This window comes from Bacillus sp. JAS24-2 (genome assembly GCF_008274905.1).
Classification (GTDB): Bacteria; Bacillota; Bacilli; order Bacillales; family Bacillaceae_G; genus Bacillus_A; species Bacillus_A cereus.
In genome coordinates, this window is sequence record NZ_CP031068.1 from 685,313 (window position 1) to 702,195 (window position 16,883).

Here is a 16,883-nt window from a genome sequence, read left to right on the forward strand (position 1 = left end):
TGGGAAGACGCCTTTCTTTTTTTGGAAAAATACTATTGAAAATGAATAGACTAAGAGTATGATAAAGATAATTGGTAATATATAGGTTTAATGAGAGTTACGAATGAGGGGGGAGCGTATGAAGAAGGATTTGGATAAGAAAATAGAAGCACTCGAAACGGCAATTGAAACAATTCAAGAAGCACTTGCTGAATTAAAAGTAAAGCAAAGGGAAATAGAAGTAGAAAACGCTCAGCAACATGTTAGTAAGAACAAGAAAGAATATATTGAAACGGTAATGGAGGAAAAGCCAAAAGAAGAAATAGTTAAGATAAAAGAGCCTTTGCAAGAACGTCAGGTAAAACAAGTAGATATATCTGCTTTTAAACCAGAGCCATTTAATATTATTAAGTTTTGTCAAACATGGTTACCGCGTGTATTTGTCGGTATTATGTTGCTTGGAGTGATCTGGTTATTTAAAGCAGGGGTAGATGCTGGCTTATTAACACCAGCGATACGAATTGTGTTTGGTATCGTATTATCTATCGGATTGTATTATATAGGAGATATTCAAATTAAAAGAGAGCGGCAGGCGTTAGGGTTAGTATTAGCTGGAGGAAGTATTACCGGGATTGTTCTAACAACGTTTGCAGCACATTATTTATATGGATTTATTCCGGCAAGTGTCGCGTTTCTCTGTAATATTGCATGGGTTATTTTAGGTATTTATTTAGCGAAAAGATATCAATCGGAATATCTCACTATTTTCGTAGCGGTCGGAGCGTTCTTCGTACCATTCTTGTTAAATAGTACGACTCCTAATCCTTATATTTTCTTTGGATATGAGACAGTATTAACACTTAGTTTATTATGGTATGCGTTGAAAAATCGTTATAAATACTTATATATGATTTCTTACGCTGTTGCTGCCATTGTCCTTTTCGTTTTCTTTGCTGTTATGTCAATGTTAGTAGAGAACTTGCAAATACAGTTAACGATTGTATATGGTTTGATTCATTTACTATTATTTTGGCATATGTTTACGGAGAGAAGTTTTATACTAGAACCACGTTTGGCGATATTTAGTGCAAATGCAGTGTTCTTTATACTAGCTATTTCAAAAATACCTGATTTTACAACATGGGGATTAATTATTAGTGCAATCGTGCATGCCGCTATGTTCGTATTTGAATATAGGAAAAATAGACATTCTACATTTACAAATCTCTTATTTGGTTTCGCAATGGGAGCATTTAGTTTAGCAATTTTATATGAGTATAGTTTAGTGAATGCAGCGATTGTACTATTATTACAAGGTTTCCTCGGCATGGTCACTTCTATTAAAGTAAAACAACAGATAAAATTGTATGTTAGTGCGACGGTTTACGCAATTGGAATGATACAGACTATTTTTAGCCCGTTTGATCAATTTATTTCGGCAGGCTTTGTTGCTCATCTTATTTTAATAGGAACGTTCTATTATTGCATGAGAGAAGCGAAAGAAGTATTAGCGAGCTTCGGCAAATATATGTATTCTATAGTGCTCTATTGGTTTATGATAATTGTATTTATTACAATTACGAGAATCGGTGAAGTTTTATCTACAGATGGAAGCGTAATTAGTGTATCAGTATCGTTATTATGGATGGTATATGCATTATTTGCGGTTTGGTTTGGAAGAAATAGAAATATGAATGAAATATTATATGCTGGTTTAGTCGTTTTAGTCGTAACGGTAGGGAAGTTATTCTTACTTGACTTACCAGAGGTATCGATGATGATTAGGGCAGTGTTATTCCTAATCGTCGGTAGTATAGGTATCGTTATTTCAAGAATGTTTTTCTCGAAGGAAGAGAAGTGAGAAGAAGGCAATCCATGTATGGATTGCCTTTTTTATTATTTCTTATTAATTGTTACAGTTTCATTATATTTCGTTGTTGTATTTTGGCGTAGACGAAGCGTTGCTTGTCCAATTGTATTTGAATCAATCTGTACATTTACAACTTTCTCAGCAGAGCCTAAGCTGTTTGTTGTGAAAGAAAATGCACTGCTATATCCAAAAGTAGATGGCCAAGTGCCGTTTGCATTTTGTACTTTAGCCACTTGTGTTCCTCCAGTAGTGAAGATACCTAAAGAATAGTTGTTATAAGTTGTATTAGGTAGTAAGTTGTTTACTTGAATCTTCATTTGGAAAATTTCATTGTTTGGTAGAATGCTAGGGTGTGTAACGACGTAGTCGCTTGTTGTTACCGCACCATTATAACCGTATGAACCTGGTTTGAAAGTATTTGTATTAAACCATTGATAACCTGCATTTGGTGCACCCCAAGGTTCAGGTTGTGGTTCTGTTGATAAGCTTGGCTGTTCAAATGTCTGTAGAGCTGTAGGTGAATCAAGTTGTAAACCATTTACTTGATCTAAACTTGTAAATGTCTCTTTATTCGATAACCAATTTACGATGTTTTCTAATAAGATAGCATCGTTTTCTTCTTTATAACCATCGTAAGTTTTCTTTGTTTGGCCAGAATCTTCACGAACGTACTTTGGCGTAGCATCTTCAACAGGAGAAGAGTCACCAATAAAGGCAGCTTTTCCAAGTCCTACTTTTGCAATTGCAGCATATGGGCCTTCTGCAATACCACCGCCATTATAAACGCCACTATCAACAGCGTTATTCCATTTTGATGGATTTTCTGGAAGGTAAACAAGTCCTTTTGCTAGTTTTGGGTTTGTAATTGCTAGAGTAGAACCAGCATGCATTGCTACAGACGAAACACCTTTTGTAATTCCGAAAGATTGTTCAGGTGGTACAATTGTTTTCGCTGAAACATCACCAATTGCATTGTAGCGGAAGCGAATACCGAAGTTGTCAGAGAGCCAATCAGAGCTTTCTACTCCTTGCATAGCTTGTGAATTTGCTTCTTCATTAGACATTCCTTTTGCAGGATTATCCCAAGCACCGCGTCTATATCCATTAAAAACTTCAGAAGAGTCCCAGCGATTTTTATTACGATCTGCATTGTAATGATCAGCAATAAAGAAGATACTACCACCATTTTTCACATATTGTAACATAGCGTCCTGCTCAGATTTTTTGTAAGGAATATTAGCTTCTGGAACGATAAATACATTGTAACCTTTTAAGTCTTCGTACGTAATAGGTGTTGATTTACGAAGTTCCTTTACGTGATATCCGTTTTTTGCAATGCCGTTTCCGAAGTCAGAAAAGCCGCCGTCAATAACCCAGTCAGCTGTCCCAGCAGTTTGACCGTGTGTATTATCAAATAATACTTTCTTCCCATTGTTTTGATTTACAACTTTTGCAGCAATTTCAGGAGCTGGGTCTACAGAGCTTTCGGCATAAGTAGACGGTATGAACGAGGTCCCTATACTTAGTGTAATTGCTGTTGCTAAAGAAAATGTAATCCATTTTTTATTCTTCATAGAAGAATCCCCCTAATAATAAATATATGTGCTTTAATAATGTAATTTATTTTTCTGTAAAAATAAAGACGGAAAACATAAAAAATATTAAAAAATTGTAAAAATACCGTGAATTTTGTTGAGAAATATTTATATAGATATAAAAACATCCCTTCCAAGTAATAAGGAAGGGATGTTTTGCTTAACTAATTTTTGAGTTAGGTGTTTCATCAATCTTATGAAACCCTTTCATGTAATATACGATTGCTAAGCCGATAAGCCAAATTGGGCCGACAATCAATGCAATTCGTGTATCTTCTGAATACGCCATTATACATAAGACTAGTGCAAGGAAGGCAAGTGAGAAATATGAGCTTAATGGGTATAAAGGCATTTTATATGATAACTTTTGTTTATTTTGAGTAGGCAAGCTTTTACGGAATTTAATTTGAGCGACTAATATAATGCCCCAAGTCCAAATTGCACCGAAAGTTGAAATGCTAGTAAGCCATGTAAATACCTTTGCAGGTACAAGATAGTTTAATATAACACCAATTAGTAAAACGATAGCAGTTGCTACAATTCCTTGGCTTGGAATGCCATTTTTATTTAAACGACCAAATCTTTCAGGAGCTTTTTTCTGCTGAGCTAATGTATATAGCATACGGCCTGTACTAAATAAACCACCGTTACAAGAAGAAAGAGCTGCTGTTAATACGACAAAGTTAATAATACCTGCTGCTTTTGCGATACCAATTTGCTGGAATGTTAATACGAATGGACTGCCTTTCTCACCAAGTTCGTTCCATGGATAAATTGCCATCATAACGAATAATGCCCCAACGTAAAAGAGTAGAATTCTCCAAAATACGTTATCAATTGCCTTTGCGAGTGTTTTCTTCGGATTTTGAGCCTCACCAGCTGTAACGCCGATTAATTCAACGCCTAAATAAGCGAATAGTACCATCTGCATGGAGAGTAGTAACCCAGAAAATCCATTTGGGAACCAGCCACCATGTGACCAAAGATTTGAAATACCAGTAGCGATACCACCGTTTCCGAATCCGAATAAAATAATACCAGCTCCGACTACTATCATACAGATAATTGTGACAATTTTAATGAGAGCAAACCAAAACTCAAGTTCTCCAAATACTTTTACCGATAAGAAGTTAAAAGCGCTCATTAATAATAGAGCAAGTAATGCCCAAGTCCAGCGCGGGATATCAGGGAACCAGTACTGCATGTAAATGCCAGCTGCTGTAATTTCAGCCATACAAGTAACAACCCATAAGAACCAGTAATTCCAACCAGTAATATAACCAGCGAGTGGTCCAATATAATCATATGCATATTTACTAAAAGAACCAGCAACAGGTTGTTCAATTGCCATTTCCCCAAGCGCTCGCATAATGAAAAAAATAACGAGACCGGCAATCATATAGCCTAGCAAAATAGAAGGACCTGCTAGTTTAATGGCGGAAGCGGATCCTAAAAATAGCCCAACGCCAATAGCTGAGCCCAGTGACATTAAAGTAATATGTCGTTCTTTTAAACCACGATTTAAAGTTCCAGATTTGTTTGTGTGCTGCATAAGAAGAATCCCCCTTGTAGAGTGAACGATATTTGAATGCGTTTACTAAATATTTAACTATTTCAAATTATAAAACATTTCTATCTGTTATGCTACAAAAATAATCATAATGAACTGTACTACATCTGTACTTGTCAGACTTAAACTTAAAATTCGAACTATTAGGGAATATATTGACTCTTCTTTTTATTGATTGTTAAGATTAAGTATTATATTTTCTCGCATACTAGTAAGAAAAAGAATGTGTGATAATAATTCAGGTGTAGGAAGGGTACATAAGCATGTTTCAATTACAAAAATATAACACTTCTGTGAAGCAAGAGTTTTTAGCTGGCATCACAACTTTTTTTACATTTGCGTATATTCTTGTCATCAATCCAAAAATATTATCTGATGCAGGTGTACCATTTGACCAAGCGTTTACAGCAACAATTATTGCAACCGTTGTTGGAACAGTAGGTATGGCGATTTTCGCGAATTACCCGATTGTTATTGCTCCAGCTATGGGAATGAATGCATATTTTGCTTATTCTGTTGTACAGAAGGCAGAAGGGATTACATATGTAGTTGCCTTTTCAGCTGTATTTGTAACGGGGATTATTTTTCTTTTATTATCTTTTACTTCGTTTAGGCAAAAGTTAATTTTAGCAATTCCTGATAGTTTAAAGCATGCAATTGCAGGTGGAATTGGACTATTTATTGCTTTTATTGGATTGCGCCTTTCTGGAATTATCGTGGATCATCCGTCTAATTTAGTTACGATTGGTGATTTTCATTCTCCAGCTGTTATTTTAACTTTAATTGGTTTAATATTAGCGGCGGTATTAATGACATTGCGTGTGAGCGGTGCATTATTTATTAGTATGATTGTGACAGGAATTATTGCCTTCTTTACAGGGCAATTGAAGTTTGCTGATAAAATTGTGGCGATGCCTCATTTACCAGAGGGTATCATCGTTTCAAACCCAATCAATGCCTTTTCAGATGTAATTGAATACGGATTATACGGCGTTGTATTTTCATTTTTACTTGTACTTTTATTCGATACAACAGGTGCATTACTCGGTTTAATTAAACAAGCAGGTTTAATTACAGACAATACAGAGAAGCGTTTTGGTAAAGCGTTTATTGCGGATGCAATTGGCGGGACTACAGGTTCTATCTTTGGAACAAGCCCAACAGCAGCGACGATTGAATCGTCAGCAGGTATTGCTGCAGGTGGTAAAACTGGATTAACAGGGATTGTAGTTGTTGGTCTAACAATTATAACGGCATTTTTTAGTCCTGTTATTGCTTCTTTATCAAGTGTAGCCGCTATTACAGCTCCTTCATTAATTATAGTAGGTAGTTTAATGGCACAAAGCATTCGAGATATTAATTGGAATGAATTTGAAGATGCGTTACCAGCATTTTTAATTTTTATAGGTATTCCGTTAACATCTAGTATTGCAAATGGAATCGCAATTGGATTTTTAGTATATCCAGTCTTGAAAATTGTGAAGGGTAAAGGGATGGAAGTACATCCATTACTATACTTATTTGCATTCTTATTTGGATGTCATTTATTCTTATAATATAAATATAGGAGAGGGCCTTCTTATGGGAGGCTCCCTTTTTGTGTATAATAAAGTGAAACTATGAGCAGTAGGGGATATCCTCACTGTGTATTAGCCCGCACCAATCGGGATAAGATGAAAACTCAATTGGTTTTGTAAAATATAAATTACTTAATGGAATATATATGTTACAATATAGATAGAGGAGGAACATGAATGGCTGTAAGTAAAATAAAAGTCGCGCGTGTTCAGTTAGATTTAACACAGCAACAATTAGCAGAAAAAGTAGGCGTTACAAGGCAAACGATTAGTTTAATTGAGAAGGGGAAATACAATCCATCTTTAGATTTATGTTTAAAAATTTGTTATGCAGTAGATAAAACGTTGAATGATTTGTTTTGGGAGGAAAAGGAGTGGTAGGATGAAAATCGTGAAAGATGAACGTTTAATGATTGAAGGGTTAAAACATATTAGATTAGCTTTCATCTTACAAAATATCGTCATACTAGCTATCGTCTTTTACCGCTATGTCTTGCAAGGGGCAGGATATGAAAGTGTTTCGGATTTATTAATGGTATTTATGGGCGGGATAATAATTATTAACTTTTTAAATCTGAAAAATTCAGTGGAAGTGTATGAGCATACGGGCGGAGTGTCGCGTCGTTATTTTATGAAGCTATTATTCATTCCGGTGGGTATTATTATTGGGATTTTAGCTATTTGTATCGTTGTAACACCAGATATTTCGATAAAGGAAATTAGTATGACAGGACTTATTATGTTTGCTTGTTTTTTAGTTCCTAGTTTGTTTATATACATATATATGAAAAAAATAAAAAGAGAAGATTGAAATATAAGAAAGGCTTTCCCGTATTGAGGAAAGCCTTTCTTATATCTTTTTATACAAAACTTTATGAAGGCCAATTGGTTCAATTTCAAAAATTTCACCATGCTCCTGAAAGCCTAATCGCTTGTAATAGTCAGTTACAGTAATTCGGCCATTACACCATAACATATTTGCTTGACGCTCTTGTAAGATTTGTTCTGCATTCTGAATTAAGGAGCTTCCAGCGTGGTTGTTTCGAAACTCAGGTAATGTGGCCATTCCTCGTAGACGATAATGAATACCGGCTGGTAGGTCAGGGTATATTTCTTTTGAGAAGGAAGCGATACTAATTAGTTCATCGTTTATAAATGCGCCTAAGTGGAAGGTGTCTGTTTCATAATCGGAAGGATATTTACAATCTGCTAATGTTTGATTGGGGCGTAAAATTTTTTGACGTAATACGTAAGTTTCAGATCCCTCAATATTTTTCACGATAATCATATTAACATCCTTTCTTATAAGGCCTTTTCTGTTAATTGTATAAAGAAATAAGCAGGTGCGGCGAGAAGTCCGAGTATGCTAGCAGTTCCGAGAAGGAGTGAAAGTAGGAGGCAAGAATATTTTATTCCATTCGATTTTTTCCATCCGTAACTACAAATCTCAATACTAACACCGATGAGAATAATGGCAACGAGTATTTCTGCTAATAATAAAAGAGCTAAAGTTACAATAGACATAATGTGATCCATCCTCATAATATGTGATAGTAACATTTTACCATATGAAGTTAAAAAAATGCCCCACAATTATGTGAGGGGCATTTTTTTACTCTAATATGTTTTTTAGTGTATCGATATGTTCTTTTGAACCTGTTACAAGTAATGTGTCACCGTGTTGTAGTCTTGTATCACCATGTGGTATTAATGCTTTGTTACCGCGGTAGATTTGAATGACAAGTACATCACCTAAAAACGGGAGGCGGCGAAGCGCAACGCCGTTATATTTATTGCTGCGCAGTTCAACTTCACGTACTGTTTCGTTTGCTGTTGTAATTAAGCGAACGAGACTAGGTTTATCAATAAGTGCACGTAATAAAATACGTGTAGAGTTAATTGTTGAGAATACAGCGATATGTTCTTGCGTTGCTTTTTCTTGTAGAAGTGGATCTTCTACACTTGCAATAACATGTTCAACACCTAGCTCTTTTGCATGTTCTGCCAATAATAAGTTTTGTTCATCATCGCTTGTTGCAACAACGACGCGATCTGCATCAAATGCTGTTTGTTCAGTTAATGATGCGATTGTGATGTCATCTAATTTCACGATAGGGAAGTCATGTGATTTCGCTTCTTCATCATTTATTTTGTTTTGACGCATCATATATAGCGTTACGTCATAATCTTCTCGTTTTAAATCTAGTGATAACGGAAGGGTAATTCTGCTCGCGCCAATAATAGCTACTTTTGGTTTTGGTGTTTCTACTTTTGGGAACATTTTTTTAAACAATATAGGTGCAAAAATACAAGTAATAACTGCGCTTAAAATAAGAGAGGCAGATAAACTTGGACTGATGATCTCCAGTTTTTCACCAATTTGTGCAGCCGCAATAACTAAAGAAAGTGTCGATGTTAATAAGATTGCACTTCCAAGTACGATATTACGTGGATACCATTTTCTTAAGACGAGTGATGGTAAGAGTTTCGAAATAAAGAGTCCTACAATTAAGATTGGAATCATTAGCATGCTAGAAGGTTCTTTGAAAATAGACCACACCTCTAGATTTACACCAACCATTACGAAGAAAATAGGGATGAAGAAACCATAGCCGATAGAATCAAGTTTTTCCACCATATCTTCATTTGGTGATAATAACGATACAAGTACACCTGCTAAGAAGGCACCTAAAATATTTTCTGCTCCAACAGATTCCGATAACCCAACTAAGATTAAAATGAGTGCAAAAACAGCTCGTGTATCAATTTGTACACTACCAGCTTTTAAACTATCTAAGTATGGAATGTTTTTAAAGCGTTTTGCAATAAAGTAAATGACAATACCGGCACCGAATAGAATAAGTAAGAGCCACATACTTTGACCGCTTTCGGAATTTAATCCGACGAAAACAGCGAGTAAAATCATTGTAACTAAGTCTGCAATAACAGCAACTAATAAAATGATTTGTCCGATTGCAGTTTTTCCTAGGTTGTTTTCTTTTAATGTTGGTACAACAACACCTAAAGAAATAGTTGAAATAATTAAAGTCATGAACATTGCATTATCTACAAATCCTAGCCATACGAATAGTAATGATAGGGCATAAGATAAGATGAAAATAAATAAGAAGATAATGCTTGCTACTTGAAATGTATTTGGCTCGTTTGTCGTATTTTTTTTCCCTTTTTGTTTAAAGATAGAAAAATCAATTTCTAAACCGCTTAAGAACATGAGGAAGATAAATCCTAATGTTGATAAAACTTGAAGCCATATATCTGGCTCAATAATATTAAACCCACTTTTACCTACAAAGATTCCTGCAATAATTTCTGCAACGACAACAGGAAGTGCTTTTAATTTAAAGCGTTGTAACAAAAGGGGAACGAAAAACGCGATTGCAACGACAACCATAAGTGATAGAACAGAAGTATGATGTTCCATTGCGTTCTCTCCCTTCAAATAAATATAGTACCTATTTAGCCATATAATAGGTAGAAAAGCAACGCATATGGATTCGATTTCATAAAGAAAGATTTTTCTTAACATTTGTCATAATAAGTATATTTTTCATGATTCTGTTGTTAATTCCGTAATGTGGATGTAACAGGGGAGGGGATAAAAAAAGACTGCTGAGGAATCTCAGCAGTCTTTTTCATGTACATTACATTGAGAAGAAGATCCATACAGTTAAACCAACTGTTGCAGTTGCAACGAAGAAACTGTATATCATTGTAAGAATTTGAACTCTTCCTTCTCCTTCTTTTAAATGCATGAACATAATTAATTGTAACAATGCTTGCGCAACAGCCATTATGATAATAGTTGTTAAGACTGTTGAAAGTGGCAATGTTGTGTAAAGTGCCACGTATAACGCTAGAAACGTTAATGCAAGCGATAAAATAAATCCGAAAACGTGTGACCAAGGGAATCCGCTATGCGCATGCCCGTTTGCTTGATTGTTGTTTTGAGCCATTTACGCCACCATCCCGTTCAAGTAAACTAGTGTGTAAATAAAGACCCAAACTAGATCAAGGAAATGCCAGTATAAGCTGATAATGAATACTTTACGAGCTGTAACTGGTGTTAAACCTCGTTTTAAAATTTGGATAATAACACAAGTTGCCCAAATGATACCGCCTGTTACGTGAGCTCCGTGCGTTCCAAGAAGAACGAAGAATCCAGATAAGAAAGCACTTGTTTGAATTGTTGCGCCTTCACCAATGTACATAATGAACTCTTCGATCTCAAAGAATAGGAAACCTGCACCTAAAAGTAATGTAAGGACGAACCATCCAAGCATCGCTTTTTGGTTATGCTTACGCATTTCATGAATTACGATACCGCATGTAAAACTACTTGTTAAAAGTAGTAATGTTTGAATTAAAAGCGTTTTAAGTTCAAACAATTGCGCTGGTGTTGGGCCATCTGCCGTACGACCAGCAAGGACTAGATAAGAGGCGAAAAGTGTTGCGAACAGCATAATTTCAGCCCCAAGAAAAATCCAGAATCCTAGGATATTCAATCTGCTTTGTTCGGATTGATATTCCAAAGGTAAGCTTTTATCTAAAGCCGCCATGTCATTTCACCTCTCATGCTATATGTTCTGTTTTTTTAATTTCATCAACACTGATATAGTAACCTTCATCATAATCGAATGAACGATAGATTAAGCAAGCTAAAATACCAACTCCACCGATTGCTGCAAGCCAGAACCAGCTAAATACTAATGCGAAACCTGCAAGACCGAAGAATCCAGACGCAATAATAGGCACACCAGAGTTACTTGGCATGTGAATTGGTTTGATATCTTCTGCTGCTGGTGTAACTGTTTCTCCGCGTTTTTTCATGTACCAGAAAGCATCAGCTTCTTTAATTTCAGGAAGCTTCGCGAAGTTGTAATGTTGTACAGGAGAGTGAGTTGCCCATTCAAGTGTACGACCATCCCATGGATCTCCAGTTGTGTCACGTTCACCGTGACGTGCACTCCAAATTACGTTGTAGCAAAGAAGTAGGAAGCCGATACCCATCATTACCGCACCAACAGATGCGATTTGGTTTAGCCATCCCCATCCAAGACTTTCAGAGTAAGTGTACATACGACGAGTCATACCGTCTAAACCTAAGAAGTACATTGGGAAGAAACAGATGTTGAATCCGCTCATAAAGATCCAGAATGTCCATTTACCTAGGCGTTCATTTAACATATGACCAGTCATTTTTGGATACCAGAATGTGAATCCAGCAAGCATAGCGAATACTGTACCTGCGATTAATACGTAGTGGAAGTGAGCGATTAGGAAGTAGCTGTTATGGTATTGATAATCAGCAGCTGCCATTCCAAGCATAACCCCTGTAACCCCACCGACTACGAAGTTTGGAATAAATGCCAATGACCAAAGCATTGGAACTGTAAAACGGATACGTCCTTTATACAGTGTAAACAACCAGTTAAAGATCTTAACACCGGTTGGAATCGAAATCGCCATTGTCGAAATCGAGAAGAATGAGTTAACCGCTGGACCTGCACCCATCGTGAAGAAGTGGTGAAGCCATACGACGAAACTTAGTAAAGAAATTGCAACCATTGAGTATACCATCGCACTGTAACCGAATAGACGCTTACGTGAGAATGTACTAATGATTTCAGAGAAAATACCGAATGCCGGTAAAATAACGATATATACTTCAGGGTGACCCCATACCCAGAACAGGTTGGCCCATAACATCGGCATACCGCCGCTCGCCATCGTAAAGAAGTGAGCATCGAATAGACGGTCAAATGTCATTAATGCAAGAGCAACTGTTAATACTGGGAAAGCGAAAATAATGATAATTGTTGTAATTAAGATTGACCAAGTAAACATTGGCATTCTCATTAAAGTCATACCAGGTGTACGCATTTTTAAGATAGTAACAAGGAAGTTAATACCGGTCATTAGCGTACCGAGACCTGAAATCTGTAATGCAATTGCGTAGTAGTTATTTCCTACGCCTGAAGTAAACTCTGTACCTGCCATTGGGAAGTAAGAAGTCCACCCAGCGTCTGGAGAACCACCGATTACGAAAGCGATGTTGAATAACATTGCTCCGACAAAGAATAACCAGAAACTTAAAGCATTTAAGAACGGATATGCAACATCACGAGCACCAATTTGTAATGGTACTACAAGGTTCATTAATCCCATAACGAATGGCATTGCCATGAAAAGAATCATTACTGTACCATGCGTTGTAAAGATTCCGTTATAGTGTTCAGCGTTTAAATAAGTTGTTTCTGGGAATGTTAACTGTGCACGGATCATTAAACCATCCATACCACCACGGAATAACATGATAACCGCAGAAATAATATACATGGCTCCGATTTTTTTATGGTCAACAGTTGTCAACCATTCGTCCCAAAGCCATTTCCATTTTTTATACTTTGTTAGTACGAAAATGATTGCTAATGTCACAAGAACGATAGAAGCGTCTGCACCGTAAATAATCGGGTCACCTGTGACAAAGAATTCATCAAGCTTCACTGTGTTCACTCCAATCTGTTGGAATAATAGCTATTATTTTTTGTTTTTGTAGTAGTTGTAATCACAATATTCAAGTGATTTTGGATCTACATAACTTAAGTGGTGACTAGAGAACGTCATGCGTCCAACTACACCAGGTTTAATAATTTCGTTGTATTTCTGTTCTGTTAACTTATCAGCAGTTTGTTGTACTTCTTTAACCCACTTGTCATATTTCTCTTTAGTTTTCGCTTCAACTTCGAACTCCATGTGAGTGAATCCTTCACCAGAGAAGTTCGCACTACGACCTAGGTAAGAACCTGGTTTATCAGCTTGTAAATAAAGATCCATAATCATGCCATCCATTGTGTACTTCATACCACCAAGTTCTGGTACCCAGAAAGCATTCATTGGGCCGACAGAAGTCAGTTTGAATTGAATTGGTACACCAGCTGGGATGTTTAAATAGTTAACGGTTTCAATTTTTTCCTCTGGGTAACTGAATAACCATTTCCAGTTTGCAGATGTAACATAAATTTCAACTGGTTTAATATGTTTGGACTCTTTCGGAACCTCTTCCGAAGCATAAGTTGCTTTTACTGTTGGAATCGATAATGCGATAACGATAATAACAGGAACAAGCGTCCAAATAATTTCTAGTAATGTGTTACCGTGTTGTTCAGGTGGCTCATAGTCCATATTCTCTGGTTTTTCACGATAACGAATCAAGATGACTGTAAACAGAATGAATACAATTGCGATAATTAATGACATAAGCAAGAATGACCAAACAATTAAATCATACTGTGCTTTTGCAACAGGTCCTTGCGGATTTAATACTGCGAGTTTTTTATCACAGCCACCGAGGAACAGAAGTAATGATAACGGAAGAAGCGAAGCCAACTTCCAAAACGCTTTCTTTAGTTGCACGATTGAAAATCTCCTTTCTCCTTGGATTGAAACTATGCCAATAAAACAATATAAACCTATTAATTTATAGAAGGCAATAGTTTTTGATATATTGTTAAAAAATAGACACAAATGCACACTTTTTAAGGTGAATATCATTTGTAACTTGATTACATTGTAAACTATTTTCCAGAGAAAAACGTGATTGTGAAAATTTTAAGATAAATAAAGTTATACCAGGATATCCAAGAAATAGAAAAAAGCTATCTTATGATAAGGAAGATAGCTGAATTTTTTGTATATTTAGTTTATTTCTCGTGTGACAGTTCGTGGCTGTTCAAGTGTGACAATTTTTTTATATTTAACTTGGTATAAAATGTAACAAATAATCATAAATGGAATGCCACAATAAAGAGCAATTCTTTGATCTGGAATGAAAGCCAAACTAACAAATGTAATGAAATTGAGCGAGAACGCTACGATTGGAACGAGTGGATAGAGCGGTGTACGATATTTTAAATCATTTATGTTGCCACCATTTTTCACGAAATTTCTACGGAAGAAAAACTGTGAAGCGGCGATTGACATCCAAACGACAACGGCAGCCATTGCTGCAATAGATGTTAAAACTAGAAAGACAGTATCTGCCGCAAATACACTTGTTAGTAAGGACAGGCTAGCGAAAATTAGGCTGAAAATTAATGCATTTAGCGGTACACCTTTTTTAGTTAATTTCGTAAATGCTGGGCTTGCCATTCCTTGTTTTGCCATCGCCCACAGCATACGAGAATTTGCATATAGACCAGAGTTAGCAACGGATAATACAGCTGTAATAATAACAAAGTTCATAATATCTGCTGCATATGGGACACCGGCTACATCAAATACAAGTACAAAGGGACTTTCAACTAGATTAGCCTCTTGCCATGGGAGTAAACCTACAACAACTGATATCGCTAAGACGAAGAAGAAGAGAGTTCGCCAAATTGTATTTTTTATTGCTTTTGGAATTGTTTTTTCAGGATTTTCACTTTCTCCTGAAGCGATTCCAATTAATTCTGTTCCTTGGAAGGAGTAATTTACTGTAATCATCGTAAGAAGAACAGCTAATGCACCGTTGGGAAATAGCCCGCCATTTTCAGTGAAATTATGAAGCATTGGAGCTGGCTTTCCATTAAAGTCTAGTAGACCGAACATAACAGCGCCACCAAGCACGATGAAAATGACAATTGTCGCGACTTTTACACTTGCGAACCAAAACTCTGCTTCTGCATATGCTTTTGCTGATAAAGCGTTTACGAGGAAGAGTGCTGCTGCAAATGTAACGCACCAAATCCAGGAAGAAACGTCTGGAAACCAGCGTTTCATTAAAATACTTACAGTTGTTAACTCTACGCCAACTGTAACAGCCCAATTTAACCAATACATCCAACCGACAACAAATCCAAAACCAGGTGAAATGAATTTGCTTGCATAACTTTGGAATGAACCTGCTTCTGGCATAGCAACGGATAATTCACCAAGACATAACATCGTTAAATACATAACAAATCCACCGACTAAAAATGCAAGAATAGCACCACCAGGTCCGGCATTATGGACGATTTGACCAGATCCCATAAATAGCCCGGTTCCGATAACACCGCCGAGTGCAATCATAAATAGGTGTCTACTTTTCATTGTTCGTTTTAAATCTGTTTGTTCAATTTGTTGATTCATATGCCCCTCACCCCGTATTTTCTTGAATGTGTAAACTTCGTTTTATTCTGAGTTTTTAATCATTAGTGGGGGATGCAAAACACACTCGGTTTATTTGCTATGAAATGAATGGAGTATGTAAAAAACGAACTATGACTAAATACTCTAAGAATGTTTGTTAACATGGTGATATCTTCACTATGTTAACAATTTTGATTTTAGCAAAATATTCTGTAAATGTATATTTATTTTTCTTTTTATTAAAAATAATTAGAATTTTTATAATTAATTCTATGAGCGATAATTCACATGATCTTTCTAGCAAACTAGTAAGAAGAAGGGTACAATGATAAGAGGTGTATCTGTAAAATAATAATTAATGGAGTTTTGTTTATAATGAAAAAGTTAAAATATCTTTTTGTTTTTGGAATTATACTTGCTGCTGCATTTTTTATAGGAAAAGATAAAATCATGCAAAAGGCGCAAGTTCTACGCTTAGAGTTTCTATCTGAAATGAAAGAAGCAGCTATGATTGAAGATGTTCCGTTTATTAAACAATTACCAGAATTACCTCGAGGATGTGAAGTGACAAGTTTAGCTATGTTGCTGCAATATAAAGGTGTACAAGTAGATAAGATGCAACTTGCTAGCGAAATTCATCGTGTTCCATTTGAACAAAATGGTTTGCGTGGAAATCCTTACGAGGGATTTGTGGGAAATATTTATACAAAGGCAGAGCCTGGATATGGTGTATACAATAAACCAATCTTTGATTTAGCAGAAAAATATGTTCCTGAAAAAGTAATTAATTTAACAGGTAGAGACATGCAAGATATATATAAAGTAATTAGTTCTGGTTCTCCGGTATGGGTCATTATTAATACGACGTTTAAGCCGCTAGCTGAAAGTAGTTTTGAAACATGGAATACGAGTTCAGGCGAAGTGAAAATTACATATTATGAGCATAGTGCAGTAGTAATTGGATATGATCAAAACTTTGTATATGTAAATGATCCTCTTAAAAATAATCCGCGCTTGGCTGTTCCGCGAGCAGAATTTGAGAAAGCTTGGGAGCAAATGGGAAAACAAGCAATTACTATTTTATAATAATGAAAAAGTCATCTTTTGGATGGCTTTTTCTTTTTAGTTTATCATCACCGAAAATTCAGAAGATTCTTTTA

At 36.0% G+C, this 16,883-nt stretch carries 15 protein-coding genes; 5 read left to right on the forward strand and 10 right to left on the reverse strand.

What is annotated here, in order from left to right:
- Nucleotides 1-118 precede the first annotated feature (118 nt).
- Nucleotides 119-1,840, forward strand: coding sequence for a DUF2339 domain-containing protein (locus DN407_RS03530; RefSeq protein ID WP_000710928.1), 1,722 nt, complete (start codon nucleotides 119-121; stop codon nucleotides 1,838-1,840).
- Nucleotides 1,841-1,875: 35 nt separating this feature from the next.
- On the opposite strand, the gene DN407_RS03535 is transcribed toward DN407_RS03530, so the two are convergent.
- Nucleotides 1,876-3,423 carry a DNA-binding protein gene (locus DN407_RS03535; protein ID WP_149216020.1) on the reverse strand — a complete coding sequence of 516 codons (1,548 nt, stop codon included), beginning with the start codon at nucleotides 3,421-3,423 and terminating at the stop codon, nucleotides 1,876-1,878.
- Between the two features lie 181 nt (nucleotides 3,424-3,604).
- On the reverse strand, nucleotides 3,605-4,996 hold the full coding sequence (locus DN407_RS03540; RefSeq protein ID WP_001164895.1) for an amino acid permease: 1,392 nt from the start codon (nucleotides 4,994-4,996) through the stop codon (nucleotides 3,605-3,607).
- Between the two features lie 281 nt (nucleotides 4,997-5,277).
- Here DN407_RS03540 and DN407_RS03545 point away from each other — a divergent pair, with 281 nt between their 5' ends.
- The 3 genes from DN407_RS03545 (at nucleotide 5,278) to DN407_RS03555 (ending at nucleotide 7,402) form a co-directional block, all read left to right on the forward strand.
- The gene (locus tag DN407_RS03545; RefSeq protein ID WP_000487191.1) at nucleotides 5,278-6,570 is read left to right on the forward strand and encodes an NCS2 family permease; all 1,293 of its coding nucleotides are present in this window, start codon (nucleotides 5,278-5,280) and stop codon (nucleotides 6,568-6,570) included.
- 198 nt (nucleotides 6,571-6,768) lie between these two features.
- A complete protein-coding gene (locus tag DN407_RS03550; protein WP_000301183.1) occupies nucleotides 6,769-6,972 on the forward strand; it encodes a helix-turn-helix transcriptional regulator in 204 nt (67 codons plus the stop codon).
- 1 nt (nucleotide 6,973) lies between these two features.
- On the forward strand, nucleotides 6,974-7,402 hold the full coding sequence (locus DN407_RS03555; RefSeq protein WP_000706629.1) for a hypothetical protein: 429 nt from the start codon (nucleotides 6,974-6,976) through the stop codon (nucleotides 7,400-7,402).
- Nucleotides 7,403-7,441: 39 nt separating this feature from the next.
- Here DN407_RS03555 and DN407_RS03560 read toward each other — a convergent pair whose 3' ends face one another.
- From DN407_RS03560 to DN407_RS03595, 8 genes are all read right to left on the reverse strand, one after another.
- Nucleotides 7,442-7,879, reverse strand: a complete 438-nt coding sequence (locus tag DN407_RS03560; protein WP_000587680.1) for a GNAT family N-acetyltransferase — start codon at nucleotides 7,877-7,879, stop codon at nucleotides 7,442-7,444.
- Between the two features lie 14 nt (nucleotides 7,880-7,893).
- Nucleotides 7,894-8,151: a DUF4022 family protein gene (locus tag DN407_RS03565; RefSeq protein WP_044129536.1), complete on the reverse strand. Its 258-nt coding sequence runs from the start codon at nucleotides 8,149-8,151 to the stop codon at nucleotides 7,894-7,896.
- A 52-nt stretch (nucleotides 8,152-8,203) separates the two neighbouring features.
- Complete coding sequence (locus tag DN407_RS03570; protein ID WP_000399972.1) at nucleotides 8,204-10,033, reverse strand: monovalent cation:proton antiporter family protein; 1,830 nt, start codon at nucleotides 10,031-10,033, stop codon at nucleotides 8,204-8,206.
- A gap of 220 nt (nucleotides 10,034-10,253) precedes the next feature.
- Nucleotides 10,254-10,565, reverse strand: a complete 312-nt coding sequence (qoxD, locus tag DN407_RS03575) for a cytochrome aa3 quinol oxidase subunit IV (protein ID WP_000068425.1) — start codon at nucleotides 10,563-10,565, stop codon at nucleotides 10,254-10,256.
- Nucleotides 10,566-11,168 (reverse strand): cytochrome aa3 quinol oxidase subunit III, encoded by a 603-nt coding sequence (qoxC, locus tag DN407_RS03580; protein WP_000729318.1) that lies wholly within the window; start codon nucleotides 11,166-11,168, stop codon nucleotides 10,566-10,568.
- 13 nt (nucleotides 11,169-11,181) lie between these two features.
- Nucleotides 11,182-13,116 (reverse strand): cytochrome aa3 quinol oxidase subunit I, encoded by a 1,935-nt coding sequence (gene qoxB, locus DN407_RS03585; protein ID WP_000762367.1) that lies wholly within the window; start codon nucleotides 13,114-13,116, stop codon nucleotides 11,182-11,184.
- A 33-nt stretch (nucleotides 13,117-13,149) separates the two neighbouring features.
- Nucleotides 13,150-14,025, reverse strand: a complete 876-nt coding sequence (locus tag DN407_RS03590; protein ID WP_001176166.1) for a cytochrome aa3 quinol oxidase subunit II — start codon at nucleotides 14,023-14,025, stop codon at nucleotides 13,150-13,152.
- A 282-nt stretch (nucleotides 14,026-14,307) separates the two neighbouring features.
- Nucleotides 14,308-15,723 (reverse strand): amino acid permease, encoded by a 1,416-nt coding sequence (locus DN407_RS03595; RefSeq protein WP_001075762.1) that lies wholly within the window; start codon nucleotides 15,721-15,723, stop codon nucleotides 14,308-14,310.
- A 375-nt stretch (nucleotides 15,724-16,098) separates the two neighbouring features.
- Here DN407_RS03595 and DN407_RS03600 point away from each other — a divergent pair, with 375 nt between their 5' ends.
- Nucleotides 16,099-16,809, forward strand: a complete 711-nt coding sequence (locus tag DN407_RS03600; protein WP_000734488.1) for a C39 family peptidase — start codon at nucleotides 16,099-16,101, stop codon at nucleotides 16,807-16,809.
- Nucleotides 16,810-16,883 lie beyond the last annotated feature (74 nt).

What these genes read in the sequence shown, in the direction of transcription:
- qoxD (WP_000068425.1), bottom strand. Translation starts at nt 10,565, where the DNA reads ATGGCTCAAAACAACAATCAAGCAAACGGGCATGCGCATAGCGGATTC.
- DN407_RS03570 (WP_000399972.1), bottom strand. Translation starts at nt 10,033, where the DNA reads ATGGAACATCATACTTCTGTTCTATCACTTATGGTTGTCGTTGCAATC.
- DN407_RS03600 (WP_000734488.1), top strand. Translation starts at nt 16,099, where the DNA reads ATGAAAAAGTTAAAATATCTTTTTGTTTTTGGAATTATACTTGCTGCT.
- DN407_RS03535 (WP_149216020.1), bottom strand. Translation starts at nt 3,423, where the DNA reads ATGAAGAATAAAAAATGGATTACATTTTCTTTAGCAACAGCAATTACA.
- DN407_RS03545 (WP_000487191.1), top strand. Translation starts at nt 5,278, where the DNA reads ATGTTTCAATTACAAAAATATAACACTTCTGTGAAGCAAGAGTTTTTA.
- DN407_RS03530 (WP_000710928.1), top strand. Translation starts at nt 119, where the DNA reads ATGAAGAAGGATTTGGATAAGAAAATAGAAGCACTCGAAACGGCAATT.
- DN407_RS03565 (WP_044129536.1), bottom strand. Translation starts at nt 8,151, where the DNA reads ATGTTACTATCACATATTATGAGGATGGATCACATTATGTCTATTGTA.
- DN407_RS03555 (WP_000706629.1), top strand. Translation starts at nt 6,974, where the DNA reads ATGAAAATCGTGAAAGATGAACGTTTAATGATTGAAGGGTTAAAACAT.
- DN407_RS03550 (WP_000301183.1), top strand. Translation starts at nt 6,769, where the DNA reads ATGGCTGTAAGTAAAATAAAAGTCGCGCGTGTTCAGTTAGATTTAACA.
- qoxC (WP_000729318.1), bottom strand. Translation starts at nt 11,168, where the DNA reads ATGGCGGCTTTAGATAAAAGCTTACCTTTGGAATATCAATCCGAACAA.
- DN407_RS03560 (WP_000587680.1), bottom strand. Translation starts at nt 7,879, where the DNA reads ATGATTATCGTGAAAAATATTGAGGGATCTGAAACTTACGTATTACGT.
- DN407_RS03540 (WP_001164895.1), bottom strand. Translation starts at nt 4,996, where the DNA reads ATGCAGCACACAAACAAATCTGGAACTTTAAATCGTGGTTTAAAAGAA.
- DN407_RS03595 (WP_001075762.1), bottom strand. Translation starts at nt 15,723, where the DNA reads ATGAATCAACAAATTGAACAAACAGATTTAAAACGAACAATGAAAAGT.